General features: G+C 67.1%; 26 protein-coding genes and 1 tRNA gene. 9 read left to right on the forward strand and 18 right to left on the reverse strand.

Annotated elements, in window-relative coordinates; genetic code table 11:
• Nucleotides 1-78 precede the first annotated feature (78 nt).
• Genes IEX25_RS04180 through IEX25_RS04190 form a run of 3 tightly spaced genes read right to left on the reverse strand, consistent with a single transcriptional unit; the run spans nucleotide 79 to nucleotide 2,323 of the window.
• Nucleotides 79-717 (reverse strand): uracil-DNA glycosylase, encoded by a 639-nt coding sequence (locus IEX25_RS04180; RefSeq protein WP_188714157.1) that lies wholly within the window; start codon nucleotides 715-717, stop codon nucleotides 79-81.
• Entirely contained in the window at nucleotides 714-1,736 is a 1,023-nt protein-coding gene (trpD, locus tag IEX25_RS04185; protein WP_103173244.1) for an anthranilate phosphoribosyltransferase, read from the reverse strand. The genes IEX25_RS04180 and trpD overlap by 4 nt, the downstream gene beginning before the upstream one ends.
• On the reverse strand, nucleotides 1,733-2,323 hold the full coding sequence (locus IEX25_RS04190) for an anthranilate synthase component II (RefSeq protein WP_188714158.1): 591 nt from the start codon (nucleotides 2,321-2,323) through the stop codon (nucleotides 1,733-1,735). The genes trpD and IEX25_RS04190 overlap by 4 nt, the downstream gene beginning before the upstream one ends.
• Nucleotides 2,324-2,427: 104 nt before the next feature.
• On the opposite strand from IEX25_RS04190, the gene IEX25_RS04195 reads away from it, so the two are divergent.
• The 4 genes from IEX25_RS04195 to trpE all read left to right on the forward strand — a co-directional run bounded on the left by IEX25_RS04195 (nucleotide 2,428) and on the right by trpE (nucleotide 7,696).
• Nucleotides 2,428-3,096 (forward strand): hypothetical protein, encoded by a 669-nt coding sequence (locus tag IEX25_RS04195; protein ID WP_229665034.1) that lies wholly within the window; start codon nucleotides 2,428-2,430, stop codon nucleotides 3,094-3,096.
• Entirely contained in the window at nucleotides 3,089-4,273 is a 1,185-nt protein-coding gene (locus IEX25_RS04200) for an aminotransferase (protein ID WP_268236128.1), read from the forward strand. Before IEX25_RS04195 ends, IEX25_RS04200 begins: the two co-directional genes overlap by 8 nt.
• Before the next feature lie 67 nt (nucleotides 4,274-4,340).
• Nucleotides 4,341-6,194 carry a peptidylprolyl isomerase gene (locus tag IEX25_RS04205; protein ID WP_229665035.1) on the forward strand — a complete coding sequence of 618 codons (1,854 nt, stop codon included), beginning with the start codon at nucleotides 4,341-4,343 and terminating at the stop codon, nucleotides 6,192-6,194.
• On the forward strand, nucleotides 6,194-7,696 hold the full coding sequence (trpE, locus tag IEX25_RS04210) for an anthranilate synthase component I (protein WP_188714160.1): 1,503 nt from the start codon (nucleotides 6,194-6,196) through the stop codon (nucleotides 7,694-7,696). Before IEX25_RS04205 ends, trpE begins: the two co-directional genes overlap by 1 nt.
• A gap of 54 nt (nucleotides 7,697-7,750) precedes the next feature.
• On the opposite strand, the gene IEX25_RS04215 is transcribed toward trpE, so the two are convergent.
• The 4 genes from IEX25_RS04215 to fabI all read right to left on the reverse strand — a co-directional run bounded on the left by IEX25_RS04215 (nucleotide 7,751) and on the right by fabI (nucleotide 10,651).
• Entirely contained in the window at nucleotides 7,751-8,578 is an 828-nt protein-coding gene (locus IEX25_RS04215; protein ID WP_188714161.1) for a PRC-barrel domain-containing protein, read from the reverse strand.
• Between the two features lie 110 nt (nucleotides 8,579-8,688).
• Entirely contained in the window at nucleotides 8,689-9,189 is a 501-nt protein-coding gene (gene gpt / locus IEX25_RS04220) for a xanthine phosphoribosyltransferase (protein ID WP_103173222.1), read from the reverse strand.
• A gap of 13 nt (nucleotides 9,190-9,202) precedes the next feature.
• The gene (locus IEX25_RS04225; protein WP_229665036.1) at nucleotides 9,203-9,814 is read right to left on the reverse strand and encodes a LysE family translocator; all 612 of its coding nucleotides are present in this window, start codon (nucleotides 9,812-9,814) and stop codon (nucleotides 9,203-9,205) included.
• Nucleotides 9,815-9,823: 9 nt separating this feature from the next.
• Nucleotides 9,824-10,651: an enoyl-ACP reductase FabI gene (gene fabI, locus IEX25_RS04230; RefSeq protein ID WP_188714162.1), complete on the reverse strand. Its 828-nt coding sequence runs from the start codon at nucleotides 10,649-10,651 to the stop codon at nucleotides 9,824-9,826.
• 60 nt (nucleotides 10,652-10,711) lie between these two features.
• Between fabI and pdxH the strand changes: the two genes are divergently transcribed.
• The 4 genes from pdxH to IEX25_RS04250 all read left to right on the forward strand — a co-directional run bounded on the left by pdxH (nucleotide 10,712) and on the right by IEX25_RS04250 (nucleotide 12,717).
• Nucleotides 10,712-11,347, forward strand: coding sequence for a pyridoxamine 5'-phosphate oxidase (gene pdxH, locus IEX25_RS04235; protein ID WP_268236129.1), 636 nt, complete (start codon nucleotides 10,712-10,714; stop codon nucleotides 11,345-11,347).
• 166 nt (nucleotides 11,348-11,513) lie between these two features.
• A complete protein-coding gene (locus IEX25_RS04240; protein ID WP_103173219.1) occupies nucleotides 11,514-12,113 on the forward strand; it encodes a cold-shock protein in 600 nt (199 codons plus the stop codon).
• Nucleotides 12,100-12,600, forward strand: coding sequence for a DUF192 domain-containing protein (locus tag IEX25_RS04245; RefSeq protein WP_188714164.1), 501 nt, complete (start codon nucleotides 12,100-12,102; stop codon nucleotides 12,598-12,600). The genes IEX25_RS04240 and IEX25_RS04245 overlap by 14 nt, the downstream gene beginning before the upstream one ends.
• A 40-nt stretch (nucleotides 12,601-12,640) precedes the next feature.
• A tRNA-Pro gene (locus IEX25_RS04250) sits at nucleotides 12,641-12,717 on the forward strand.
• Nucleotides 12,718-12,723: 6 nt separating this feature from the next.
• Here the strand turns inward: IEX25_RS04250 and preA are convergent.
• The 5 genes from preA to IEX25_RS04275 form a co-directional block, all read right to left on the reverse strand.
• On the reverse strand, nucleotides 12,724-14,025 hold the full coding sequence (preA, locus tag IEX25_RS04255) for an NAD-dependent dihydropyrimidine dehydrogenase subunit PreA (RefSeq protein WP_188714165.1): 1,302 nt from the start codon (nucleotides 14,023-14,025) through the stop codon (nucleotides 12,724-12,726).
• An 11-nt stretch (nucleotides 14,026-14,036) separates the two neighbouring features.
• Nucleotides 14,037-15,395, reverse strand: a complete 1,359-nt coding sequence (locus tag IEX25_RS04260) for an NAD(P)-dependent oxidoreductase (RefSeq protein ID WP_188714166.1) — start codon at nucleotides 15,393-15,395, stop codon at nucleotides 14,037-14,039.
• 98 nt (nucleotides 15,396-15,493) lie between these two features.
• Complete coding sequence (locus tag IEX25_RS04265; protein WP_188714167.1) at nucleotides 15,494-16,792, reverse strand: sensor histidine kinase; 1,299 nt, start codon at nucleotides 16,790-16,792, stop codon at nucleotides 15,494-15,496.
• On the reverse strand, nucleotides 16,789-17,451 hold the full coding sequence (locus IEX25_RS04270; RefSeq protein WP_103173214.1) for a response regulator transcription factor: 663 nt from the start codon (nucleotides 17,449-17,451) through the stop codon (nucleotides 16,789-16,791). Before IEX25_RS04270 ends, IEX25_RS04265 begins: the two co-directional genes overlap by 4 nt.
• 10 nt (nucleotides 17,452-17,461) lie before the next feature.
• Nucleotides 17,462-17,785, reverse strand: coding sequence for a PepSY domain-containing protein (locus IEX25_RS04275; RefSeq protein ID WP_188714168.1), 324 nt, complete (start codon nucleotides 17,783-17,785; stop codon nucleotides 17,462-17,464).
• 135 nt (nucleotides 17,786-17,920) lie between these two features.
• On the opposite strand from IEX25_RS04275, the gene IEX25_RS04280 reads away from it, so the two are divergent.
• On the forward strand, nucleotides 17,921-18,913 hold the full coding sequence (locus tag IEX25_RS04280) for a hypothetical protein (protein ID WP_188714169.1): 993 nt from the start codon (nucleotides 17,921-17,923) through the stop codon (nucleotides 18,911-18,913).
• Nucleotides 18,914-19,188: 275 nt separating this feature from the next.
• On the opposite strand, the gene IEX25_RS04285 is transcribed toward IEX25_RS04280, so the two are convergent.
• The 6 genes from IEX25_RS04285 to IEX25_RS04310 form a co-directional block, all read right to left on the reverse strand.
• Nucleotides 19,189-20,169, reverse strand: coding sequence for an ABC transporter substrate-binding protein (locus tag IEX25_RS04285; RefSeq protein WP_103173211.1), 981 nt, complete (start codon nucleotides 20,167-20,169; stop codon nucleotides 19,189-19,191).
• 25 nt (nucleotides 20,170-20,194) lie between these two features.
• Entirely contained in the window at nucleotides 20,195-21,037 is an 843-nt protein-coding gene (locus IEX25_RS04290) for an ABC transporter permease (protein WP_188714170.1), read from the reverse strand.
• Nucleotides 21,034-21,945, reverse strand: a complete 912-nt coding sequence (locus IEX25_RS04295; protein WP_188714171.1) for an ABC transporter permease — start codon at nucleotides 21,943-21,945, stop codon at nucleotides 21,034-21,036. Before IEX25_RS04295 ends, IEX25_RS04290 begins: the two co-directional genes overlap by 4 nt.
• Nucleotides 21,938-22,711, reverse strand: a complete 774-nt coding sequence (locus IEX25_RS04300) for an ABC transporter ATP-binding protein (protein WP_188714172.1) — start codon at nucleotides 22,709-22,711, stop codon at nucleotides 21,938-21,940. The genes IEX25_RS04295 and IEX25_RS04300 overlap by 8 nt, the downstream gene beginning before the upstream one ends.
• A 1-nt stretch (nucleotide 22,712) precedes the next feature.
• On the reverse strand, nucleotides 22,713-24,164 hold the full coding sequence (hydA, locus tag IEX25_RS04305; RefSeq protein WP_188714173.1) for a dihydropyrimidinase: 1,452 nt from the start codon (nucleotides 24,162-24,164) through the stop codon (nucleotides 22,713-22,715).
• Between the two features lie 69 nt (nucleotides 24,165-24,233).
• Nucleotides 24,234-25,499, reverse strand: coding sequence for a Zn-dependent hydrolase (locus tag IEX25_RS04310; protein WP_188714174.1), 1,266 nt, complete (start codon nucleotides 25,497-25,499; stop codon nucleotides 24,234-24,236).
• Nucleotides 25,500-25,526 lie beyond the last annotated feature (27 nt).

The raw sequence follows: 25,526 nt of genomic DNA on the forward strand, positions 1-25,526 counted from the left end.
GGTGCGTGCTTGCACGCACCTGAACCGGCCTCAACAAAGGTGCGTGCAAGCACGCACCCTACGGTCGCAAAGCAGGTTTCAGGCTGCCCAATCCACCAGCTGCCTGCCCTGCTGTTCCAGCCATTCATTGATCTTTGAAAACGGCTTGCTGCCAAAGAACCCTCGTCGCGCTGAAAGGGGCGAGGGATGCGCCGTCGCGATCACCAGATCCTCTGGTCGCGGCAGGCCCGCCGTCGCCTTCTGCGCATGGGCGCCCCACAGCAGGAAGGCCAGCGGCCCGTGCTTCTGCGCCTCGGCCACGGCGTCGCGGGCCAGCCTGTCCCAACCCCAGGAGGCATGGCGCCCGGCATCGCCCGGCGGAACCGACAGCGAGGTGTTCAGCAGCAGCACTCCTTGACGCGCCCATCCCGACAGGTCGCCCGTGGCAGGGGCCGCGCCGATGTCGTCGCGCAGTTCGGCGAAGATGTTCTTCAGCGAGCGGGGCAGGGCCACCTCGGGCGCGACCGAAAATGCCAGGCCGTTGGCATGGCCCGGCGTCGGATAGGGATCCTGGCCCAGGATCACGACCCGCACCCGTTCCGGCGGCGTCGCATCCAGCGCGGCGAAGACCAGGGCGGGGCCGGGCAGCCAGTCGTCCAGGCCTTCAAGCCGGTCGCGGATCGCGGGCCAGTCGCTTTGGAAGAAGGGCAGATGCGCCCAAGCCGCCGGGGGTTTCATTGTTCCGGCGCGCCGGTGATCCGGCCCAGCCGGTTCAGCCGGTCCACCGCCGCCCCGCTGTCGATGGATTCGGCGGCCATGACGGCGCCTTCCCGCAGATCGCCCGCCTTGCCGGCGATCAGCAGCGCTGCGGCCGCGTTCAGCAGCACCGCATCGCGATAGGCGCCGCGTTCCCCGGCCAGAAGCGCGCGAAAGGCGGCGGCATTTTCCTGCGGCTCGCCGCCGACGATGGCCTCGAAGGGATGGCGGGGCAGGCCCGCATCCTCGGGCGTCACGGTGAATTCGCTGATGGCGCCGTCCTTCAACGCGGCGACATGGGTTTCGCCCGCGATGCTGATCTCGTCCGTGCCGTCGGCGCCGTGGACCAGCCACGCGGCCTCGCTGCCCAGGTCGCGCAGGACCTCGGCCATAGGCCGGATCCAGTCGGCGCTGAAGGCCCCCGTCAACTGCCGCTTGGCCGAGGCGGGATTCGTCAATGGTCCCAGCAGGTTGAAGACGGTTCTTGTGCCCAGTTCCGCACGCGGCGGGCCGACATGGCGCATGGCGGGATGGTGCATCGTCGCCATCATGAAGCAGATGCCCGCCTGGTCCAGCGCCTGCTGGGACACCTGCGGGCCGTTCATCACGTTGATGCCCATATGCGTCAGGGCATCGGCCGAACCCGACTTGGACGACAGGTTGCGGTTGCCGTGCTTGGCGACCGGCACGCCCGCGCCCGCCACCACGAAGGCCGTCGCGGTCGAGATGTTGAGCGTCCCCTTGCCGTCGCCCCCTGTGCCCACGATGTCGATCGCGCCTTCGGGGGCGGTGATGCGGTTCATCCGCTTGCGCATGGCGCGGGCGGCGGCGGCGATTTCGTCCACCGTCTCGCCTCGGACGCGCAGCGCCATCAGCAGACCGCCGATCTGGGCGGGCGTGGCGGCGCCGTCGAACAGGGCGGAAAAGGCGGCCTCGGCCTCGGCTCCCGTCAGGGGGCGGGTGGCGGCGATGCCGATCAGCGGGCGGATGTCCGTGGTCATGCTGCGGCCTTTCGCGGCGCGCATCGGGCCAGGAAGGTGCGGATCATTTCGTGCCCGTATTCGGATGCGATGGATTCGGGGTGAAACTGCACCCCCTCGATCGGCAGCGCCTCGTGGATCAGGCCCATGAGCGTCCCGTCGTTCGATGTCGCGGTGACCCGCAGGCAGTTGGGCAGATCGTCGGGCCGCACCGTCAGCGAATGATACCGCGTGGCCGTCAGGGGCGAGGGCAGGTCCGCAAAGACCCCCGTGCCGTCATGGGTGATCGCGTCGGTCTTGCCGTGCATGATGCGGTTGGCGCGCACGACGGTGCCGCCAAAGGCCTCGCCGATGGCCTGGTGGCCCAGGCAGACGCCGAACAGTGGGATGGCCTTGTCGGCGGCGGCGCGGATCAGGTCCAGGCAGATGCCCGCCTGCGCCGGATCGCAGGGGCCGGGCGAGATCACGATTCCGTCAGGCGCCATCGCCAGGGCCTCCTCCACGCTCAGCGCGTCGTTGCGGCGCACGACGACCTCCGCCCCGGCCTCGGCCAGATAATGCACGAGGTTCCAGGTGAAGCTGTCGTAGTTGTCGATCAGAAGGATCATGAGTGCGCCCTGATATGGTGGCGGTTTCCCCGCCGGAACGGGTCCGCTATAGATGGGCCAAAGCGCGCCGGGGGGTCAAGACCGGCACGGGCAAGAAGGGACAGATGGCACGCGGTTTCTGGAGAGGTCTTCTGCATGGCGGCGTGGTGGGCATCGCTGCCCTTGTCGCGCTGTCGCTAGCCACGCCCTTGCCGCAGCCCGAGCCAGCCGCGACGGCCCCGGCGCCGATCCGGGTCGCACCGCAACCGGCCGAACCGCGATCCGTCCAACCTAGGCCTGCCGACCCGCCGGCGGCAGAGGCCCCGTCTTCCAAACCTCGGACAGGCGATGCCCCGCAGACCGGCAAGGTCGATCTGCCGGTGGGTTCCGAATTCGGCAGGGGCGGGGATGCCGTGCCGCGCCTGCCCGCGCCGCTTGCCAGCGAACGCCCTGTTCCGGCCGAGGCCCCGGCGGTCATCGCCCCGACATCCGAACCCGCGCCCGTGGCCGTGACGGCGGCCGAGCCGCGCCCTCAGCCTGCGGGCGAACAGGACGGACCCGTGCAGACGGCGCCCGACGCAGGCGAGGATGCGCCGCAACTGGACCGTCCCGCCGTGCTGGCCCAGCCCAGCCTGCCTGCCGCGCCGGGCCGTGCCGTGGCCGATGCCCCCGACGAAGCGCCCGCGATGCCGCTGGACCTGCCCGGCGGCGCGGCGCCGGATCTGCCCGCGCCCACGCTGGACTTGTCCCTTCCCCCCGACCTGACCGATCTGCAAGGCTTGTCCCGTGATTGATGGCGCACCCCTGAATCCCGTCCTGGCCGCCGCCTTCCCGCCCCCGGTGATGGAGGCGCGGCGCTGGCTGGCGGGCCTGTCCTTTCCGCCCGGCCGCCCGCTGATCAATGTCAGCCAAGCGGCCCCCGTCGATCCGCCGCCGCTGCCCCTGCGGCAGGCGATGGCGGATGCGGCGCTGAACCGGCCGGACGCGCATCTTTATGGCCCGGTGCTGGGCAACCCGGACCTGCGCGCGGCCGTAGCCGGGGAATTTTCGCGCAGCTATGGCGGAACCGTCGAACCGGGGCAGGTGGCGATCACGCAGGGCTGCAACCAGGCCTTCTGCGCCGCGATCACCACGCTGGCGCAGGCGGGGGACGAGGTCATCCTGCCGACGCCCTGGTATTTCAATCACAAGATGTGGCTGGACATGCAGGGGATCCGCGCGGTGCCCTTGCCCTGCGGCGACGACCTTCTGCCCGACCCCGACAGGGCCGCCGGGCTGATCGGCCCACGCTGCCGCGCCATCGTGCTGGTGACGCCCAACAATCCATCGGGGGCGGAATATCCGGCGGACCTGGTGCGGCGGTTCTTCGATCTGGCGCAGGACCGGGGCATCGCGCTGATCCTGGACGAAACCTATCGCGACTTCGACAGCCGCAGCGGCGCGCCGCACGACCTTCTGGCCCGGCCCGACTGGGACCGGACGGTGATCCAGCTTTACAGCTTTTCCAAGGCCTATCGGCTGACGGGACATCGGGTGGGGGCCTTGATCGCGTCCGAAAGCCGCATGGCCCAGGTCGAGAAGTTCCTGGACACCGTCGCCATCTCCACCTCGCAACTGGGCCAGATCGGCGCCTTGTGGGGGATGGAGAACCTGGGCGACTGGCTTGCAGGGGAACGGGCCGGGATCCTGTCGCGGCGCGATGCGACGGTGGCCGCGCTGTCGTCGTTGCCCGGGTGGCGGGTGAAGAGCGCGGGCGCCTATTTCGCCTGGGTGCAGCATCCGCTGGCCGAATCCTCGGCCCTCTTGGCGCCGCGAATGGTGCGCGATATCGGGGTCCTGGCGCTGCCCGGCACCATGTTCATGCCGCCCGACGACCCTGACGGCGCGCGCCACCTGCGCATCGCCTTCGCCAATGTCGACGCCGCGGGCATCGCTCAACTGGCCGAGAGACTGCGTGGCCTGGGGGGCTGACAGGCTTGTGGCAGGGCCGCGCGCGCCCTAAAGACAGGTCCGACACGACAAGGGGAAGGCGCCGGGCATGAAGAACCTGCGGACACATGGGAAATCGACGATCGTCTGGGTGCTGATGGGCCTGATGGTCCTGGGTCTTGGCGGTTTTGGCGTGACCAGCTTCTCGGGCGGATCGACGACCATCGGATCGGTCGGCGACACGACGATCACCGCCGACGACTATGCCCGCGCGTTGCGCAACCAGATGAACGCCTATCAGCAGCAGACGGGCCAGCCGATCAGCATGGCGCAGGCGCAGGCCATCGGCCTACCGCAGGCGGTCCAGTCCCAGTTGATCACCGCCGCCGCGCTGGAGGAACAGGCCCGCCGGATCGGCGTGGCCGTGGGGGACGAAAAGGTCCGCCAGACGATCCTGGAAGCCCCTGCCTTCCGTGGCCCGACCGGCAGCTTCGACCGTGCCGCCTATGCCGAGGTGCTGCGCCGCGAAAACCTGTCCGAGGCCGAGTTCGAGCGCGAAATCCGCAATGACGAGGCGCGCCTGCTGATCCAGCAGGCGGTGGCGGGCGGCGTCTCCGCCCCCGAACCCGCTGTCGAGACGACGGCGAAATGGATCCTGGAACGCCGCGATGTCGCCTGGCGCGAACTGACTGCGGACATGCTGCCCGCCCCGGTGGCCGAACCCGACGACACGACGCTGACGGCTTGGCACAGCGCCAATGCGGATCGCTTCACCGCGCCTGAGTTGCGCAAGATCACCTATGTCTGGCTGACGCCCGAGATGCTGGCCCCCACCGTCGAACTGGACCAGGACGCGCTGCGTGCCGCCTATGACGCCAATATCGACGAATACCAGCGGCCCGAACGCCGGTTGGTTAGCCGCCTTGTCTTCCCTTCGGCCGAGGAGGCGGAGGCCGCCAAGGCACAGATCGACGCGGGCACGGCCCCCTTCGAGGCCTTCGTGCTGCAGCGCGGCCTCCAGCCCGAGGATGCCGAGTTGGGCGAGGTGTCGCAGGTCGATCTGGGCACCGCCGGAGAGGCCGTCTTTGCCGCCGCAGAGCCCGGCGTCGTCGGCCCCGTCCAGACCGACCTTGGCCCCGCGCTGTTTTCCGTCCACGCGATCCTGGAGCCGGTGAACATCCCCTTCGAGGAGGCCCAGAAGGATCTGCGGGCCGAGGCAGCCATTGATCGCGCCGCCCGCATCATCGAGGATCGCACCGCCGAATACGAGGATCTGCTGGCGGGCGGCGCCACCCTGGAACAGGTGGCCGAGGAAACCGAACTGGAACTGGGCAGCATCGACTGGTCTGCCGGGGCCACGCCGGAAGAAGGCAGCATCGCAGGCTATCAGGCGTTCCGCGATCGTGTGCAGGAAATCTCGGAAGCGGATTTCCCGGAACTGGCCAGCCTCGACGACGGCGGCGTCTTCGCCCTGCGCCTGGATGAGGTGGTGCCGCCGACGCTGCGCCCCTTCGAGGAGGTCCGGGCCGAGGTCGAGGCGGACTGGCGGCGTGCCGAGACGCAGCGTCAGCTTCTGGCCCTGGCCGAGGAACAGCGCCTGTCCCCCCCGGCGCCCCAGGGCCAGCCCGCCCCCGAATGGACCGAGGTCGAGGACGTCACCCGCGACGGCTGGATCGAGGGTGTTCCCGCCGAGGCCGTGTCCCGCGCCTTTGCGATGTCGGCAGTCGGCGATATCGAGATCGTGGATGCGGAGGGTCGTGTGATCCTGCTGCGTCTGGACGCCATCGACGAGGCCGACCTGACCACCGAGGATGCGCAGCGTATCGCCGGTGCCGTTGGCGACCGGCTGGGCCAGTCGTTGCAGTCGGACATCTTCGATTACTATGCCCGCGCGGTGCAGCGCGAGGCGGGGATCACGCTGGATCAGCAGGCCATCAACGCCATCAATGCGCAGGTCCAGTGATGGAACTGACCCCCGATTTCGCCGCCTTCGAGGCGGCGTGGAAAGCCGGGCAGAACCAGCTTGTCACCATCCGTCTGGCCGCAGACCTGGACACGCCCGTCAGCCTGATGCTGAAGCTGGCGGAAGCCGCGCCCATGTCCTTTATGCTGGAGTCGGTCACGGGCGGGGAAATCCGCGGCCGCTATTCCATCATCGGCATGAAGCCTGACCTGATCTGGGATTGCCGGAACGGCCATGCGCGGATCAACCGCCAGGCGCGCTTTTCCGACGATTTCCAGCCTGATGACCGCCCTGCGCTGGACAGCCTGCGGGCGCTGATCGCGGAAAGCCGGATCGAGACGATGCCCGACGGCGTGCCGCCGGTCGCGGCGGGCCTGTTTGGATATCTGGGCTATGACATGATCCGGCTGGTCGAACATCTGCCGGACGTGAACCCCGACCCACTGGACCTGCCCGACGCCATGCTGATGCGCCCCTCCGTGGTGGCGGTTCTGGACGGCGTGAAGGGCGAGGTGACGCTCTGCGCGCCCGCTTGGCATGACGGGACCGACAATGCCCGCGCCGCCTATGCCCAGGCGGCGGAACGCGTCATGGATGCGCTGCGGTCGCTGGACCGTCAGCCCTCGGAACCCCGCGCCCTGGGGCAGGATGCCCGGATTGGGGAACCGGTGTCGAACTTCTCCAAGGCCGACTATCTGGCGGCGGTGGAAAGGGCCAAGGACTATATCCGGGCGGGCGACATCTTCCAGGTCGTGCCAAGCCAACGCTGGCGGATGGATTTCCCGCTGCCGCCGCTTGCGCTCTATCGCAGCCTGCGCCGCACCAATCCCTCGCCCTTCATGTTCTTCCTGAACCTGGGCGGCTTCCAGATCGTCGGCGCATCGCCCGAGATCCTGGTGCGCCTGCGCGACGGAGAGGTGACGATCCGCCCCATCGCCGGCACCCGCCCCCGTGGCGCCGACGAGGCCGAGGATCGCGCGCTGGAAGCCGATCTGCTGGGCGACCAGAAGGAACTGGCCGAACACCTGATGCTGCTGGATCTGGGCCGCAACGATGTGGGGCGCGTGGCCAAGCCCGGGACGGTGAAGCCGACCGAGCAGTTCGTCATCGAACGATACAGCCATGTCATGCACATCGTCAGCAACGTGGTGGGCGAGTTGCGCGAAGGCGAGGATGCCTTGTCCGCCCTGCTGGCGGGCCTGCCCGCGGGCACCGTATCGGGCGCGCCCAAGGTCCGCGCGATGGAGATTATCGACGAGTTGGAGCCCGAGAAGCGCGGCGTTTATGGCGGTGCCGTCGGCTATTTCGCCGCCAATGGCGAGATGGACATGTGCATCGCGCTGCGCACGGGCGTGCTGAAGGACGGCGCGCTGTATATCCAGGCCGGGGGCGGGGTCGTCTATGACAGCGACCCGGAATCCGAATTCATGGAAACCGTGAATAAAAGTCGCGCCCTGCAGCGTGCGGCCGAAGGCGCGGCGCGCTTCGTGCGCGGCAACTGAAACGGAAACGGCCCCCTGGACAGGGGGCCGTCGGTGCCGTGATCGTCAAACCGATCAGTTGGTCGCCGGAGTGGTGCCTTCCGCCGGTTCGGCGGCGGCATCGTCCTCGGGTTCCATGGCCGCATCCGTGGGCGGGGTTGCGGGCGTTTCGGCGGTGTCGGCCGGTGCCTCCATCGGCTCGGTCGTCGTGGTGGTCGCGGCGTCGGTGCCGGTCATCGCCGGATCGGTCGTGGTCGCCGGGGCGGTGCCGGTCATTGCGGGATCGGTCGTGGCTGCAGCCGAATCCGGGGTTGTCGCCATGGTGCCATCGGTGGCCATGCCGCCGCCGGCCGCGCCTTCGGTGCCCATGGCATCCGGTGCCGCTTCCTGTTCGCGGAAGACGTATTCCGGGGCAGCCTCGGCTTCTTCCTTGGTCAGGTCGCTGCTGATTTCCTGGGCGTCATAGTTGATGGTCAACTGATCCCACGGAACGGCGATCTGCTTTTCGCCGATCCCCAGGAAGCCGCCCACGCCGATCACGGCCGCCTTGACCGTGCCCGCCTCGCCATCGATGATCACGTCATTGATCTCGCCGATGGCTTCACCCTCGGGGGAATTCACGGTCGCGTCGGTGATCCAGTCGATCCGCAGTTCATTCGCAGCCTGTTCCTGTTCGACCTTGCCGCTTGCCGCGACGTCGGCTTCGGCAGCAGCGTCGGCTGCGGCTTCGGTGTTCTCGCCCGCGGGCATTTCGGCCGCGGGGGCGGCATCGGTCCCCATCGGGGCGGTGGTCGCATCCGTCGCGGGATCGGCAGGGGCAGGCGTCGTCGCGGTGTCCTGGGCGAACGCCGGACCCATCATCAGTGGCAGGATCATGGCCGTGCCGAGCATCAACTTGCGCATGTCTTTCCTCCTATATTTCCGCGCATTCGTGCGATGCGCGATTGAGGAGACAATGCCCAATCGGCCGGCAGGTTCCGGCCGAGGGGTCCAAAAATAGGCTGCGCCCGGCCTCAGTCCTCGCCGCGATAGGGCTGGACGTATTGCAGCGCCATGTCCCAGGGGAAGAAGATCCAGGTGTCCTGGCTGACCTCGGTCACATAGGTCTGGACCATCGGCTTGCCCTTGGGCTTGGCATAGACGGTCCCGAAATGCGCCTTGGGATACATCTCTCGGATCAGTTCCAGGGTGCGGCCAGAATCCACCAGGTCGTCGATCACCAGGATGCCTTCGCCATCGCCCATCAGGGCCGGATCGGGGTGGTTCAGGACCTCAAGCTGGCCTTGGCCCGCCTCGGCGCCGACGCCCTTATAGGACCGGATTGAGATCGAATCGATGGTGCGGATGTCCAATTCGCGCGCCACGATCATCGCAGGCACCAACCCGCCGCGCGTCACGGCGACGACCGCGCGCCAGTCGGTCCCGTCCAGGCGCCAGGCAAGCGCGCGGGCGTCGCGGTGCAACTGGTCCCAGCTGACGTGGAAACCCTTCTCGTGGGGCAGGCGGTCGATCATGGCAGTCCCTCTTTCAGTGGCGCAGGATCAGCGACAGGCCCAGCAGCCCGATCGCCAGACCAGCCGCGCGGTCGATCCAGAATTTCGCGGCATAATACCTGCGCCGAAGCCAAGGCAAAGCCATCAGCGACGCCAGCGCGGTATAAAATGCCAGTTCGACGGATATTGCCGTGGCGTAAATCGCCAGCTTGTCCCCGGCGGACAGCAACACGGGAAAGATCGACAGCAGCACGGCGGAATAGAACAGCGCGGGCTTGGGATTCGACAGGTTCAGCATCATCCCGCCGAAAAAGCCCATCCCCCGGCTGCTTTCCGCCGGGTCCGGCAAGGGGTCGGCCGCATGGCGCCACATCTTGAAGGCGATCCAAACCAGATAAGCCCCGCCCAGGATCTTCAGCGCCACATAGGTCCAGGGCAGCGCGCGAAAGATCACCGTCAGGCCCAGCAGCGCAAAGATGCACCAGACCGACGCACCGACCGCCAGGCCCCAGCCATAGGGCAGGGCGCGCCTGCGGCCCAGGGCAAAGGCGCTTTGGCTGACGGCGATGACGCCCGGACCCGGCGACAGGATGGCCACGGACAGCGTGCCGATGAACAAGGCAAGCTGATCGGCGGTGATGGACATCTGGACCGGTCAGTCCTTCTTGACGGTCGCGATGTCGGGCGCGTCAACGGCCTTCATGCCGACGACATGATAACCGGCATCGACGTGATGCGTCTCGCCCGTCACGCCCGCGCCCAGATGCGACAGCAGGTAGATGGCCGAATTGCCCACATCCTCGGTCGTGACGTTGCGGCGCAGGGGCGAGTTCAGTTCGTTCCATTTCATGATATAGCGGAAATCGCCGATGCCGCTGGCCGCCAGGGTCTTGATCGGGCCTGCGCTGATCGCGTTGACGCGGATCCCGTCCTTGCCCAGATCCTCGGCCAGATAGCGCACGCTGGCTTCCAAGGCCGCCTTGGCCACGCCCATCACGTTGTAATGCGGCATCACCCGTTCGGCGCCGTAATAGGTCAGCGTCAGCAGGCTGCCGCCATTGGGCATCATCGCCGATGCGTGACGCGCAACGGCCGTGAACGAATAGACCGAGATGTCCATCGTCATCATGAAATTGTCGCGCGTCGTGTCGGCATAGCGGCCGCGCAGCTGGTCCTTGTCGGAAAAGCCGATGGCATGGACCACGAAATCCAGGCTGCCCCATTCCTGTTCAAGCGTTTGAAACAGCTTCTCGATGGATGCCTCGTCGCTGACATCGCAGGGCAGGACCAGCGACGACCCCAATTGCGCGGCCAGGGGATCGACCCGCTTCTTCAGCGCCTCGCCCTGGTACGAGAAGGCAAGTTCGGCGCCTTCGCCCGCGACGGCGCGGGCGATGCCCCAGGCGATCGACTTGTCGTTCGCCAAACCCATGACAAGGCCGCGCTTGCCAGCCATCAATCCCCGCTTCTGCTCGCTTGACATGTGCCGCCTCTCGCGCTTTCAACCCTTTGTGAAAGGTGCTTAGGCCAAAGGGTTGCAAGCATCAAGCGCAAGGAAAGCACCATGGCTGATCGAGACGGTTTGTTTGCGGGCGACGACCCCTTCGACATCGCGCGCCGCTGGCTGGCCGAGGCCGAAAAGACCGAGCCGAACGATCCCAATGCCATCGCCCTTGCCACGGTGGACGCGGACGGCATGCCCGATGCACGCATGGTTCTTCTGAAGGAAATCGAGGGGCAGGGCACCGAAGGGGGCTTTGTCTTCTACACGAATTACGACAGCGCGAAGGGCCGGCAGATCGCATCCACCGGCAAGGCGGCCTTTGTCATGCATTGGAAAACCCTGCGCCGCCAGGTCCGCGTGCGCGGCCATGTCACCCGTGTCGAAGGCCCGCAGGCCGACGCCTATTACAACAGCCGCGCCCTGCAAAGCCGGATCGGGGCCTGGGCCTCTCGGCAGTCGCAGCCGCTGGAAAGCCGCGGCGCACTGCTGGCCGAGGCTGCGCGCCAGGGCCTGCGCCACGGCGCAAATCCCCCCCGGCCGCCGTTCTGGGGCGGGTTCAGGATCGCCCCGACGCAGATCGAGTTTTGGGCAGATGGCGCTTTCCGGTTGCATGACCGCTTCCGCTGGGACAAAGAGGCGACCGGTGTATGGATTGTAGAGCGGCTTTCACCCTAGGGCTTGACGAAAGGGCCCCGGTGGCTGACCATGGGTGATGGGCGCTGATCAGCAAGGTGCCTTTGTCTTCCGTAAGCGACCGCCGCTTTGCAGGCACAGGAATTGAACGGTTGGATTGGTTGATTTCGGGGCAGGACAAGACGCGCTGAGCGCATGTGGTGGGAAGATGACGGATGAGAGAGGACTGAAGCTGGTTTCTGGGCTGGTCAAGTGGTTTGACCCGACCAAGGGCTATGGCTTCATCCTGAACGAAGAAGGCGGTGCGGACATTTTGCTGCACGCCAACGTTCTCAGGAATTTCGGACGCAGTTCGGTCGCCGATCAGTCCCGCGTGACCGTCTGGATGCAGCCGACGCAGCGGGGCCTTCAGGCCACCGAGGTTGTTTCGATCGAGCCTCCGTTGTCGGAGGGTCCGCCGATCGCGGACCTGGACAATGGCGTGATCGAGCATCTGGAGGCGCTGCCCTTGCGGCCCGCCCGCGTCAAGTGGTTCGACAAGGCCAAGGGCTTCGGCTTTGCCAATATCTTCGGCCATCCCGATGATGTTTTCCTGCATGTCGAGGTGCTGCGCCATTCCGGCTTTGCCGACCTTGCCATCGGCGAGGCGATCGGCATCCGCGTGGTCGAAGGTCCGCGCGGCCTGATGGCGGCCCAGGTGACAAGCTGGGATCGTGGCGCCGAGAAGGGCGCCAGTTCCCTGAATGCCGCAAGCCTTGGCGATCAAGTGCAGGACATCAAGGATTTCATGGCGCATGTCGCTGAATAAGGCCGCGATTGCGGCCTTATTCCTTTCGCTGGGATGGTCCGGCCCTTCTGCTGCCGATGTGGCCTGCGCGCCCGACCGGGTGATCTTCCAGACATCCGATGGACCTGTCGCATTTCAGGTCGAACTGGCCGATGACGAAGCCGAACGCGCCCAGGGGCTGATGTTCCGCAAGTCCCTGGAACGGGGCAGCGGCATGTTGTTCGTCTATGACACGCCCCGCGCCGTCAGCTTCTGGATGCGAAACACCTATATTCCCCTGGATCTGATCTTTCTGGACCAAGCGGGCGTGATCCGGCATATCCATCCTCGTGCCGTTCCCCTGGACGAAACGCCCATTCCCGGTGCGGGCCCCGGCGATCCCGACCCCGATCGCCAGATGATTCTGGAGATCGGCGGCGGCGAGGCCGAGCGTCTGGGCCTGGCCGTGGGCCAGCCCATGGCCCATCCCCGGCTGCATCAGGATTTGGCAGCACTTCCCTGCGGCTAGGGCTTTCCCCCGCCGACGCGATCCGCTAAACGGAACGCGTCGGGGCGTAGCGCAGCCTGGTAGCGCGACGGTTTTGGGTACCGTAGGCCGGAAGTTCGAATCTTCTCGCCCCGACCACCGCCTTCATTCCGCCGCCTTCACCGCCATCGGGTTGTTCGGATGCGTGGTCCAGTTGGCATAGGTGCCGCGGCGGATGCCGGTGCGCAGGTCCATCTCGCCCACGGCCAATTCGCGCATGTCGATGCAGTTTTCCACCGGGCAGACGTCCAGGCACAGGTTGCAGGCGACGCATTCCTCCTCGATCACCTCGAAGACGCGGCCGGGCTTCATGGCGATGGCCTGGTGGCTTGTATCCTCGCAGGCGGCATAGCAGCGGCCGCACTTGATGCACAGGTCCTGGTCGATCCGGGCCTTGGTGACATAGTTCAGGTTCAACTGGTTCCAATCGGTCACGTTGGGCACCGCCCGCCCGATCAGGTCCGACATCGCCATGTCGTGGCTGTCCAGATAGTCGCGCAGGCCCGAGATCATCTCCTGCACCACCTTGAAGCCATAGGTCATCGCGGCCGTGCAGACCTGCACCGTGCCCGCGCCAAGGGCCATGAACTCGGCCGCGTCGCGCCAGGTGGTCACCCCGCCGATGCCGCTGATGGGCAGGCCGTAAGTGGCGGGATTGCGCGCGATCTCGGCCACCATGTTCAGCGCGATGGGCTTGACGGCGGGCCCGCAGTAACCGCCATGCGCGCCCTTGCCGTCGATGGTGGGTTCGGGGGCGAACAGGTCCAGATCGACGCTGGTGATGCTGTTGATGGTGTTGATCAGGCTGACCGCGTCGGCGCCGCCGCGCATCGCGGCCTCGGCCGGTTTGCGGACATCGGTGATGTTGGGCGTCAGCTTCACGATGCAGGGCATGCGCGAGTATTGCTTGACCCAGCGTGTCACCATCTCGATGTATTCGGGCACCTGGCCCACGGCGCTGCCCATGCCGCGTTCGGACATGCCGTGCGGGCAGCCGAAGTTCAGTTCCACGCCGTCGGCGCCGGTATCCTCGATCCGGGCCAGGATGTCGCGCCAGCTATCTTCGTCGCAGGGCACCATCAGCGAAATCACCAGGGCGCGGTCGGGATAGTCGCGCTTGACTGACTTGATCTCTCGCAGGTTCACCTCCAGCGGGCGGTCGGTGATCAGTTCGATGTTGTTGATCCCCAGGACGCGGCGGTCGGGACCGTGGATCACGCCATATCGGGGACCGTTCACGTTGACGACGGGCGGGCCTTCGGCGCCCAGGGTCTTCCACACCACGCCGCCCCAGCCGGCCTGGAAGGCGCGGCGGACGTTGTATTCCTTGTCGGTGGGCGGGGCGGATGCCAGCCAGAACGGGTTGGGCGACTTGATTCCGATGAAATTGCTGCGCAGGTCGGCCATGATGGATCTCCTCAGCCGGGAATCTCGACCGGACGTCCGGTCAGGTGGGCGTCGATGTCTTCGGCAGCGTCGCGGCCCTGGGCCACGGCGGTGACGGTCAGGTCGTCGCCGCCTGCCGCGCAGTCGCCGCCGGCCCAGACGCCGGGGATGCTGGTGCGGCCGGGGCCTGCGACGCCGATCTTGGCGCCGTCCAGTGCCAGGTCCTGCGGCACGCCATCCAGCCGCTGGCCGATGGCGCGGAACAACTGGTCGGCCTTCAGGCGGAAGCGGTCGTCGGTCAGGTGCAGCCCGCCATCGGGATCGACTGCGGTATAGGCGAATTCGACCTCGACCACGGTGCCGTTGCCATGGACCTTGACCGGCGCGGCGTTGCAGATGATGCGGACGCCACTGGCGGTGGCGTGGTCCTGTTCATGGCGGCTGGCGCCCATCTGCGATTGGTCGCGCCGATAGACGATGGTGACGTTTTCCGCCCCCAGCAGGCGTGCCTGCACGGCCGCATCCACGGCCGTCATGCCGCCGCCGATCACCACCACGTCGCGGCCGATGGGCAGGGTGGTCAGGTCGCTGGCCTGGCGCAGGTCGCGGATGAAGCTGACCGCGTCCAGCACGTTCCCGCGTTCCTCGCCTTCGGCACGCAGGGCGTTGACGCCCCCCAGGCCCATGCCCAGGAACACCGCGTCGTAGTCGGCCCGCAGCGTATCCAGGGTGATGTCGCGGCCCAGCCGCTGGTCGTGGCGCAACTCGATCCCGCCGATGCCCAGGATCCAGTCCACTTCGGCCTGGGCAAAGCCGTCCACGGCCTTGTAGCTGGCGATGCCGTATTCGTTCAGCCCGCCCGGCTTGGGCCGCGCCTCGAAGATCGTGACATCGTGGCCCTTGGCGGCCAGCCTGTGCGCGCAGGCAAGGCCGGCGGGGCCCGCGCCCACGACCGCGATGCGCTTGCCCGTGGGGGCTGCACGGCGGAACGGGTGGCCGTCCTGCGCCATCAGCCCGTCGGTCGCGTATCGCTGCAGCGCGCCGATCTCGACCGGGTCGCCTTCGGCATCCATGCGCACGCAGGCGCCTTCGCAGAGGTTCTCGGTCGGGCAGACCCGGGCGCACATGCCGCCCAGGATGTTGGCGTGAAAGATCGTCATCGCCGCCGCATCGGGCGTGCCCGTCGCGATCTGGCGGATGAACAGCGGGATGTCGATGCTGGTCGGGCAGGCGGTGATGCAGGGCGCATCATGGCAGAAATAACAACGGTCGGCCGCGACGCGCGCCTCGTGCCGGGTCAGGGGCGGTGCGACATCGGCAAAGTTCACCGCGAGTTCATGAGGGGTAAGGCGGCCGGGAACGACGCCCGGCGCCAATCTTGCTTGGGACATTTACGTCTCCTGGCTCACCTGTTGGCAAGAATCAGGCTGACACAGGCCAAATTTTTTATCAAATGGTAAAACTTCGCGGAACGCGGTTTGCGGAAATTTCAGGCAGGCAGGTCCAGGATGGCCGCCAGCCCCCCCATTGCCGACCGTTCCAGCCGCAGGCCGCCGCCATGCAGCGCCGCCAGATCCGCCACGATGGCCAGCCCCAGCCCCGACCCCGAGGCACCGTGTTCATCCAGCCGTCCCCCGCGGATCAGCGCGCGGGGGGCGTCGGTCTCCGTCATTCCCGGACCGTCATCCTCGATGCGGATGGTCAGGCCGGGGGAATGGGAAACGGTGATCGCCAGATGAGAGCGCCCCCATTTCACGGCGTTCTCGCAAAGGTTGCCGATCATCTCCTCCAGATCCTGCCGTTCGCCTGCGAAGGCGGCACCGGCAGGGCAGTCGATCCGGGCGGTCATGCCCTTGTCCTGCATGGGCCAGCGCAGGACCATCAGGATGTCGTCGATGACCGGCCGCACGGGGGTGCGCTGTCCCAGGACGCGCGGTCCGGCGGATCGGGCGCGGCGCAGATGCCAGCCGATCAGCCGGTCCATGCGGGTGATCAGCGCCTGACCGCGATGATCGGGGGGCAGTTCGTTCGCCAGCGCCGCCAGGGGCGTCTTCAATGAATGGGCCAGGTTCCCCAGATGCTGCCGCGACCGGGCCAAAAGATCGGCGTTCTGATCGAGGGCCGCGTTGATCTCTGCCGTCAGGGGTCGCAACTCGCTGACATCGGGCAGGGCCAGCCGGTCGCGGGTTCCTGCGCGGACCCGGGCCAGGTCGCGGCGCAGACGATCCAGGCTGGTCAGCCCCGCCGTCACCTGCACCACGCTGGCCAGGGCCAGCACGATCCCCAGGACGACAAGCGCGATACCCAGCGGGCGGCTGATCTGGCGCAGGCTGTCGTCGATCTGCGCGCGAGGCGCGGTGACGGTCACGGCAATCCGCACCCCTTCATCCGGCAGCGTCACCTGGCGGCGCAGCACGCGCAGGGCCGCGCCATCCGCGCCGACCCCCAGGCCACCCGTGAATGCGCCGGCCGGTCCCCGCAGCAACCCGTCCAGCAGCGAATCGGAACGGGCAATGACCCCCGCATCGGATGCGACCTGCCAGTACCAGCCGCTGAACGGCAGCCCGAAGCGGGGATCCGTCGGCGGGTCGTCCAGTTCGATCCGGCCTTCGTCGTCCATGTCAAGAGACGCGATCAATCCATCCGCGACGGCCGCCATTTCGGCGTCGAAGCGGTCGGTGATGAAATCCCTCAGCAGCGAGGAGATGAACAGGAACGCCGCCAGCAAGGCCGCCGCCAGCCAGACCGCCGCCAGAAGCAGCAACCGCCCCCGGATCGACCCCGTCACGCAGGCGCCCGCAGCAGATAGCCTTCGCCGCGGCGGGTTTCGATCACGCCGTCGCCGACCTTGCGGCGCAACCGGCCGATCACGACCTCGATGGATTTGAAGTCGCGGTCGGATTCGGCCTCGTACAGGTGGTCGGACAGTTCGGTGCGGCTGACGACCCGGTTCTGGTGCAGCAGCAGATAGGACAGGATCCGCGACTCGAACCCAGTCAGCTTCAGCGCGACCCCGTCGCGGGTGATGACGCCCAATTGGCTGTCCAGCACCAGGGCGCCAGCGCGGATCACCGGGCGGGCATGGCCTGCCGCGCGGCGGATCAGGGTCTGGCAGCGCAAGACGACCTCGTCCAGGCGGAAGGGCTTGACGGCGTAATCGTCGGCCCCGGCGCGGAAACCGGCCACCTTGTCGGTCCAGTCGCCCCGCGCGGTCAGGATCAGGACCGGCATCGCCAGCCCCGCATCGCGCCAACGGGTCAGAACCTCGATCCCCGGCATGCCGGGCAGGCCCAGATCCAGGACGGCGACGTCATAGGATTCCGTGGCCCCCAGATATTCGCCTTGCACGCCATCCGCCGCGCAGTCCGTGACAAAGCCCGCGTCGCGCAGGGCAGCCGCCAGTTGCCCGGACAACAGGGGATCATCCTCGACGATCAAGGCACGCATGGGGGTTCCTTCATTGCACAGGCTTGCGGGCTTCCAACTGGCCGCGGCCGGACACCGACAGGAAGCGACCGCTGCGGGCGTCGATGCGGATGTCCAGCAGGTTGCCCTGCGGGGTCAGAAGCCGGAACTGATAGACCAGTTCCGCGCCCAGGTCGCGTTCATGCGGCATCGGCGCGCGGGTATCGGCAGCCAGCAGCCTGCCCTCGTAACGATCGGCGACCGAGGCGGCGATCTCGTGAAAGGGCAGGGGCTGGAACTGTTCGATCACCTGCGGCGCGACATCCTGGGCCGTCGCCGGGGCGCAGGTCGCAAGGATCAGGGCAAGGGCGCGCATCGGGTTCATGCCGCCAGCATAGCGGCCGGAACCCAAATGGAAACCAAACGAGCCATTGGCGATTCGTTCAGCGACAAGGGGCTAGGACTTGATTCGTCAGGGCCTTGCCGCCCGAAGAATTGAAAGGATACCGACATGGCCATTCGCAGATTTACCACCTCGGCCGCGATGCTGGCGCTGATCGCCGGGATCGGCACGGGCGCGATGGCGCAGACCGCAGCGCCTGCGCCGGGCGACCTGCCTGCGCCCCTGGCCGGTCTGAACCTCGGCAATCTTGAAGTCGAGACGAAGCGCGACGGGATGCGCGAGATCGAAGGGCGCACCGCCGATGGGATCGACATCGAGGCCAGGGTGGACATGGCCGGCAACCTGGTCGAGGTCGAGGCGGATGGCGGCGCCTTGCCGCAATCGCTGACCGACGCCCTTGTGCCTGCCGAGTTGCGCGGCCAGCAGGTGATGGGCTTGTTCGGTTCCATCACCGAGGTGAAGCAACGTCCCGATCACATCGAGATCAAGGGCCGCCAGCCCAGCGGAGCCGAGATCGAGGTGAAGTTCGACCGCCAGAACGCGCTGATCGGGGTCGAGGTGGATGATGCCGCGATCCCCGCCGACCTGATCGACTCGCTGATTCCCCAGGCCGTGCGCGACAATGAAGTAATCGCGCAGTTCGACCGCATCGACGAGATCGGCAACCGCAACGGCCGCGTGATGGTCAAGGGCGAGGATGCGACTGGCGAGGATATGCGCGCCGAATTCGACGCAGACGGTCGCGTGCTGCGCTTTGGCCGCGAGGATGGGCCACGCGGTGACCGGCGCGAGGAACGCCGCAGTGACCGCGGTCCCGGCCATGGCGAGCGTGGGATGCGTCCGGGCGGTCATGCCATGCACGGGGACCGGCCCCATGGAATGCGCCCGACGGGTCGCGATGGCGGTCGTCCTGCCGCCCTTCCGGCGAATTTTGACAGCGTCGCCGTCAATCAGCGGCTGACCGGCGCCGGTTATACCGCCTTGGGTCTTTTGCACGCCCATGGTCCGCGCCTGCTGCTGGATGCCACGAACCCGCAGGGCGAGGCGGTGACGCTGGAACTGGATCCCAAAGGCGAAGTGGTTCGCGAAATGGCCCGCTGAACGCAGGGACGGGCAGGGGCGGGAAGCCGTCCCAACCCCTTCGGGCGATATGGCGATCCCTGCCCGTGTCATAGCCAATCCCGGCCAAGGCCATGAAGCCTTGGCAACGCAGGTCGGCCCGACCCGCTTTCGGCCCAGCCAATGAAGGGCAGGCTCATGCGGGATGCGATCGCGTGGGGCCCTTGGGGTCGCAGGGGGCAAAGAAGAAGGGGGGCTGTCTGCCCCCCATCCCGTTCCGGGATTCCCCCCGAGGATATTTCGGCACAGAAGATGGATCAGTCGAAGGCGCGGTCGGTGATCAGATGGGTGAAGGCCCCTTCCGGCGCTTTCGAGATCACCGGGTCGGAGCCGCCGGCCATCAGCGTGTCCACGGTGCGCTGATAATCGGCCTCGTCCAGGGTGCCGTCGCTGCCTGCCGTCAGCTTGCCGATCTCGGTGACCATGCGGACCTGATGGTCCAGGGTCTGGGCGCCGGTCTCGTCATTGTCGAGCACGATCTGGGCGGCTTCCTCGGGGTTTTCCTCGGCATATTTCCAGCCCTTCATGCTGGCGCGCACGAATTTCACCAGGTCGGTGACCTTGGCATCGTCCTGCAGCGTGCTTTCCAGGACATAGAGGCCGTCTTCCAGCGTGGCGACGCCCTGGTCCTCGTATTTGAAGGTCACCAGATCCTCGGGCGCGATGCCGGCGTCCAGGACCTGGCCGTATTCGTTATAGGTCATGGTGCTGATGCAGGCGGCCTGCTTTTGCAGCAGCGGATCGACGTTGAAGCCCTGCTTCAGGACCGTCACGCCATCCGGGCCGCCTTCGGTGGACAGGCCAAGCTGGCTCATCCAGGACAGGAAGGGATATTCGTTGCCGGAGAACCAGACGCCCAGGGTCTTGCCCTTGAAGTCGGTCTTGGGATCGGTGATGCCGCTTTCCTTGAGGCAGGTCAGCATCATGCCCGACGCCTTGAAGGGCTGCGCGATATTGACCAGCGGCAGGCCCTTTTCGCGGGCGGCAAGGGCGGCTGGCATCCATTCGACGATCACATCCGCGCCGCCGCCTGCCAGCACCTGCGTGGGCGCGATGTCGGGGCCGCCCGGAAGGATGGTGACGTCGAGGCCTTCTTCCTCGTAGAAGCCCTTGTCCTTGGCGACGTAATAACCCGCGAACTGCGCCTGGGTGACCCATTTCAATTGCAGGGTCAGTTCCTGCGCGCCCGCGCCGCCCGCCGCCAGGGCGAATGCGGCACCCAGCATCAAAGTCTTCATCTTCCCTCTCCTGTCATGTGGGGCATCAGCCCCGTTGAGGACGCTGCGACGGGTGCCAGAACGTCACCTTCTTTTCGATCAGCGCCACGATGCCATAGAACAGCGATCCCGCGATTGCCGCCACAAGGATTTCCGCCCAGACCAGCGGCAGATCCAGCCGCCCCACCGCGGTCGAGATGCGGAAGCCCATGCCCTTGGTCGGGCTGCCGAAGAATTCCGCGACAATGGCGCCGATCAGGGCCAGGGTGGTGGTGATCTTCAGCCCGTTGAACAGAAAGGGCATGGCGGCTGGCAGGCGCAGCTTCCACAGGCTTGCCCAATAAGGCGCGGCCCAGGTCGCCATCAGGTCGCGCTGCATGGGATCGGTCGCGGCAAGGCCCGCCACCATGTTCACCAGGATCGGGAAGAACACCATCACCACGACCACCGCCGCCTTGGACTGCCAGTCGAAGCCGAACCACATCACCAGGATCGGCGCGATGCCGACGATGGGCAGGGCGGCGACGAAGTTGCCGATGGGCAGCAGCCCGCGTTGCAGGAAGGGGCTGCGGTCGATGGCGATGGCGGTCAGCACGGCAGCAAGGGCGCCGATCAGCCAAGCGGTCAGCGCCCCCTTGACGATGGTCTGCACGAAATCGGTCCACAGGATCGCGGTATTGGCGGCGAAGCTGGCGCCGATCTGGCTGGGCGCGGGCAGGATCACGGGTGGGATGGCATAGATGCGGACGATCATCTCCCACAGGATCAAGATCGTGGCGCCGAAGATCAGCGCCACCGCAAGCCGGGTCGCGCGGGTGTCGAAGCGCGACAGCCAGGTATTCAGCGCTAGGGCGCCCAGCCAGACGGCGATGACGGGCAGCGCGCTCATCGTGCAAGCCCCATGCGCCGCAGGGTCAGCCGTTCCAGCGCGCCGATCAGCATGACCAGCACGGCGGCCAGGATCGCGGCCGCGAACAGCGCCGACCAGATCTGCACCGTCTGCCCGTAATAGCTGCCCGACAGAAGCCGCGCCCCAAGCCCCGCCGTGGCGCCTGCCGGAAGCTCGCCCACGATGGTGCCGACAAGGGCCGCGGCAATGGCGACCTTGAGGCTGGCGAACAGATAGGGCAGGGAACTGGGCAGCCGCAGCCGCCAGAACTGTTGCGCGCGGGACGCGTTCCAGCTGTGCATCAGGTCAAGCTGCATCGCGTCGGGCGTGCGGAACCCCTTGACCATGCCGACCAGTACCGGAAAGAAGGACAGCCAGGCCGCGATGATCGCCTTGGGCAGCAGCCCGGTCACGCCCATGCTGGCAAAGACCACGATCACCATCGGCGCGATGGCCAGGATCGGCACCGTCTGGCTGGCCACCGCCCAGGGCATCACCGACTGGTCCATGGCGCGGTTGTGGACGATGCCCACCGCCAGCCCGATCCCCGCCACCGTGCCGATGGCAAAGCCCGCCAGCGTTGCCGACAGCGTGACCCAGCCATGCCAGACCAGGCTGCGCTTCGAGGTGATGCTTTGCCCCGCAATCCCGTCCCACAGCCCGGCCGCCACCTGATGCGGTGCGGGCAGGACAGGGCGTTCCAGCGTCAGCGTCTGGCGGATCAGGTCGCTTGCGGTCAGCACCGCATCGGCGCGGGCCGCCTGGTCCCGCACCCAGGGGGCGTTCATCCAGACCGCCGCCAGATACCAGATGACAACGATGGCCAGCAGCACGGTCAGGATGGGCAGGGCGCGCCCGAACCCACGCCCCAGGACGCCCGGTCCAAGGGGGATCGCGGACTCAGTCATACCCGTGCCCTTCGCGCAACCCTTCGCGCACCTGCTGGGCCAAGGCGATGAATTCCGGCGTGTCGCGGATCTCCAGCGGGCGGTCGCGGGGCAGGGGGCTGTCGATGATGCGCGTGATCCGCCCCGGACGCGGCGACATGACGACGATTTTGGTGGAGAGATAGACCGCCTCGGGGATCGAGTGCGTGACGAAACCGATGGTCTTGCCGGTCTTCTTCCACAGGTCCAGCAGCGCCTCGTTCAGGCGGTCGCGCACGATCTCATCCAGGGCGCCGAAAGGTTCGTCCATCAGCAGGATGTCGGCGTCGAAGGCCAGGGCGCGGGCGATACTGGCGCGCTGCTGCATCCCGCCCGACAATTGCCAGGGATACTTGGCCCCGAAGCCGGCAAGGTCCACCAGATCCAGCACGCGCTGGGTCCGCTGCGCGCGGTCGGCGCGGGAAAAGCCCATGATCTCTAGCGGCAGGCTGATGTTTCCGGCGATGGTGCGCCAGGGATAAAGCCCCGGCGCTTGGAAGACATAGCCATAGGCCCGCTGCCGCCGCGCCTGGTCCGGCGCCATGCCCGCCACCTCCAGCGTGCCGGCGGTCGGCGTCTCAAGCGCGGCGATGGCGCGCAGGAAGGTCGTCTTGCCGCAGCCCGACGGACCGATGAAGCTGACGAAATCGCCCCGCTCGATGGTCAGGCTGACGTCCTTCAGCGCATGGACCGGCCCGTCGGCGGTCTGGAAGGTCAGGGAAACGTCGCGGGCCTGGATGACGGTCAAGTCACACCCCGCTTGCCGGGATGCCCGACCGTTCCACCGGGCGCGGTGCGGTCAGTTCCTTCCAGGCAGACAACGCGCGGTTCACGGTGCCGCGCGGCTCTCGGGCGACGAATTCGCCATGGCCTTCGCGGCTATCCAGCCTGCCGCCGTCCACCGCCACATGCCCGCGCGTCAGGACATAACGCGGCAGTCCCTTTACGCGCTGCCCTTCGAAGACGTTATAGTCGATGGCCGACTGCTGGCTGTCCGCCGCGATGGTCTTTTCGGCCTCGGGGTCCCAGACGACCAGATCGGCGTCGCTGCCCACCAGCACCGCGCCCTTGCGGGGATACATCCCCAGGATCTTGGCGATATTGGTCGAGGTGACGGCCACGAATTCATTGGGCGTCAGCCGCCCGGTCGCGACCCCATGCGTCCACAGCATCGGCATCCGGTCCTCCAAACCCCCAGTTCCATTGGGGATCTTCGTGAAGTCGCCGATGCCGGTCCGCTTCTGCTGGGTCGTGAAGGCGCAGTGATCGGTCGCGACGACCGACAGCGACCCCGATTGCAGCCCCGCCCAGAGGCTGTCCTGGTGCAGCTTGTTGCGGAAAGGGGGCGACATGACGCGGCGAGCGGCATGATCCCAGTCAGGGTTGAAATATTCGCTTTCGTCCAGCGTCAGGTGCTGGATCAGAGGCTCGCCCCAGACGCGCTTGCCTGCCGCGCGGGCGCGGCGGATCGCCTCGTGGCTGTCCTCGCAGGATACATGGACCACATACAGCGGCACGCCCGCCATGTCGGCCACCATGATGGCGCGGTTGGTGGCCTCGCCCTCGACCTGCGGGGGGCGGGAATAGGCGTGGGCCTCGGGACCGGTATTGCCTTCGGCCAGCAGCCGGGCAGACAGTTCGGCCACCACGTCGCCGTTCTCGGCATGGACCATCGCCACGCCGCCCAGGTCGCCCACCCGGCGGAAGCTGGCAAACAACTCGTCGTCATTCACCATCAGCGCGCCCTTGTAGGCCATGAAATGCTTGAAGCTGGTGATGCCGCGATCCACCACCGCCGCCATCTCGTCGAAGACCTGCTGGTCCCACCAGGTCACCGCCATGTGGAAACTGTAATCGCAATGCGCGCGGCCCGACTTGTTGTCCCACATCTGCAGCGCGTCCAGAAGCCCCTGGCCGGGCGAGGGCAGGGCGAAATCCACCACCATCGTCGTCCCGCCCGCCAGCGCCGCCCGCGTGCCGCTGTCGAAATCGTCGGCCGAATAGGTGCCCATGAAGGGCATCTCAAGATGCGTATGCGGGTCGATCCCGCCCGGCATCACATAGCAGCCGGTGGCGTCCAGCTCCTTGTCGCCGGTCAGGCCCTGGCCGATGGCCGCGATGCGCCCATTTTCAACCAGCACATCGGCCTTGTAGGACAGATCGGCGGTGACGATGGTGCCGTTGCGGATGACCGTGCTCATGGATGCCCTCATCTTCTGTGTTCAAATATCCCGGGGGTCCGGGGGCAGCGCCCCCGGCTTTCGTCCGCGTCAGCGGACAATCTCGGCCGCATCCAGCACCGCGTGCAGCAGCACATCCGCCCCGGCGCTTGCCCATTCCGGGGTGATCTCCTCGGCCTCGTTATGGGACAGCCCGTCCACGCAGGGACACATGATCATCACCGTGGGCGCTACGCGGTTGATCCAGCAGGCGTCATGCCCCGCACCCGAGACGATGTTCATATGGCTGTAGCCCAGCCTTTCGGCGGCATTGCGGACCTTCTCCACAAGGCCGGGATCGAAGGTCACGGGGTCGAAATGGCCGACCGGCTCGATCTCGATCCCCAGGCCAAGGTCGGCGGCGATGCGGGGCGCCTCGTCCTCAAGCCGGGCGCGCATGGCGTTCAGCTTGGCCAGATCGGGGCTGCGGAAATCGACGGTGAAGACGGCGCGGCCGGGGATGACGTTGCGGCTGTTCGGCCAGACATTCGCCTGGCCCACCGCACCCACGGCATCGGGCTGATGGTCCATGGCGATGCGATGCACGGCCTCGATGATGCGGGCCATGCCCAGGCCCGCATTCACGCGCATGTTCATGGGCGTGGATCCCGTGTGCGCGTCCTTGCCGGTCAGCGTGACTTGCAGCCACCACAACCCCTGGCCATGCGTCACCACGCCGATCTGCTTGCCCTCGGCTTCCAGGATCGGGCCTTGCTCGATATGGTATTCGAACATCGCATGGATGCGGCGATCGCCCGGAGCCTCGTCGCCGCGCCAGCCGATGCGCTCAAGTTCGTACCCGAAGCGCTTGCCTTCCGCATCCGTGCGGCTGTTGGCGTAATCCTCGGTCAGAACACCCGCAAAGACGCCCGATGCCAGCATCGCCGGCGCAAAGCGTGCGCCTTCCTCGTTCGTCCAGTTGGTCACGACAATGGGACGGCGCGTGGTGATGCCCATGTCGCGGACCGACCGGATCACCTCCAACCCTGCCAAGACGCCCAGAACGCCGTCGAACCGGCCTCCGGTGGGCTGGGTGTCCAGGTGGCTGCCGATATAGATCGGGTCGAGATCGGGCTCTGCACCCTCGTGGCGCATGAACATGTTGCCCATCCGGTCAAGGCCCATGGTCATGCCCGCATCCTCGCACCATTGGCGGAACAGGGCGCGTCCCTCGGCATCGGCGTCGGTCAGGGTCTGGCGGTTGTTGCCGCCCGCCACGCCGGGGCCGATCTGGGCCATCTGCATCAGGCTGTCCCACAGCCGTTCGCCGTCAACCCGCATGTTGGCAGCCGGAACCAGCCCGCTGGCATCGGTCATCTGTCGTCCTTCCTGTCTGGCCGCCCC

Source organism: Paracoccus acridae (genome assembly GCF_014642735.1).
GTDB lineage: Bacteria > Pseudomonadota > Alphaproteobacteria > Rhodobacterales > Rhodobacteraceae > Paracoccus > Paracoccus acridae.

Bases quoted from the DNA above. Each gene is read 5' to 3' on its own strand.
- IEX25_RS04285 (WP_103173211.1), bottom strand. From the start codon at position 20,169: ATGAAGACTTTGATGCTGGGTGCCGCATTCGCCCTGGCGGCGGGCGGC.
- IEX25_RS04180 (WP_188714157.1), bottom strand. From the start codon at position 717: ATGAAACCCCCGGCGGCTTGGGCGCATCTGCCCTTCTTCCAAAGCGAC.
- trpE (WP_188714160.1), top strand. From the start codon at position 6,194: ATGGAACTGACCCCCGATTTCGCCGCCTTCGAGGCGGCGTGGAAAGCC.
- trpD (WP_103173244.1), bottom strand. From the start codon at position 1,736: ATGACCACGGACATCCGCCCGCTGATCGGCATCGCCGCCACCCGCCCC.
- IEX25_RS04215 (WP_188714161.1), bottom strand. From the start codon at position 8,578: ATGCGCAAGTTGATGCTCGGCACGGCCATGATCCTGCCACTGATGATG.
- IEX25_RS04310 (WP_188714174.1), bottom strand. From the start codon at position 25,499: ATGACCGATGCCAGCGGGCTGGTTCCGGCTGCCAACATGCGGGTTGAC.
- IEX25_RS04290 (WP_188714170.1), bottom strand. From the start codon at position 21,037: ATGAGCGCGCTGCCCGTCATCGCCGTCTGGCTGGGCGCCCTAGCGCTG.
- IEX25_RS04245 (WP_188714164.1), top strand. From the start codon at position 12,100: ATGTCGCTGAATAAGGCCGCGATTGCGGCCTTATTCCTTTCGCTGGGA.
- gpt (WP_103173222.1), bottom strand. From the start codon at position 9,189: ATGATCGACCGCCTGCCCCACGAGAAGGGTTTCCACGTCAGCTGGGAC.
- IEX25_RS04240 (WP_103173219.1), top strand. From the start codon at position 11,514: ATGACGGATGAGAGAGGACTGAAGCTGGTTTCTGGGCTGGTCAAGTGG.
- IEX25_RS04270 (WP_103173214.1), bottom strand. From the start codon at position 17,451: ATGCGTGCCTTGATCGTCGAGGATGATCCCCTGTTGTCCGGGCAACTG.
- IEX25_RS04205 (WP_229665035.1), top strand. From the start codon at position 4,341: ATGAAGAACCTGCGGACACATGGGAAATCGACGATCGTCTGGGTGCTG.
- hydA (WP_188714173.1), bottom strand. From the start codon at position 24,164: ATGAGCACGGTCATCCGCAACGGCACCATCGTCACCGCCGATCTGTCC.
- IEX25_RS04190 (WP_188714158.1), bottom strand. From the start codon at position 2,323: ATGATCCTTCTGATCGACAACTACGACAGCTTCACCTGGAACCTCGTG.
- IEX25_RS04295 (WP_188714171.1), bottom strand. From the start codon at position 21,945: ATGACTGAGTCCGCGATCCCCCTTGGACCGGGCGTCCTGGGGCGTGGG.
- IEX25_RS04260 (WP_188714166.1), bottom strand. From the start codon at position 15,395: ATGTCCCAAGCAAGATTGGCGCCGGGCGTCGTTCCCGGCCGCCTTACC.
- fabI (WP_188714162.1), bottom strand. From the start codon at position 10,651: ATGTCAAGCGAGCAGAAGCGGGGATTGATGGCTGGCAAGCGCGGCCTT.
- IEX25_RS04225 (WP_229665036.1), bottom strand. From the start codon at position 9,814: ATGTCCATCACCGCCGATCAGCTTGCCTTGTTCATCGGCACGCTGTCC.
- IEX25_RS04275 (WP_188714168.1), bottom strand. From the start codon at position 17,785: ATGCGCGCCCTTGCCCTGATCCTTGCGACCTGCGCCCCGGCGACGGCC.
- IEX25_RS04280 (WP_188714169.1), top strand. From the start codon at position 17,921: ATGGCCATTCGCAGATTTACCACCTCGGCCGCGATGCTGGCGCTGATC.
- IEX25_RS04195 (WP_229665034.1), top strand. From the start codon at position 2,428: ATGGCACGCGGTTTCTGGAGAGGTCTTCTGCATGGCGGCGTGGTGGGC.
- preA (WP_188714165.1), bottom strand. From the start codon at position 14,025: ATGGCCGACCTGCGCAGCAATTTCATCGGAATCAAGTCGCCCAACCCG.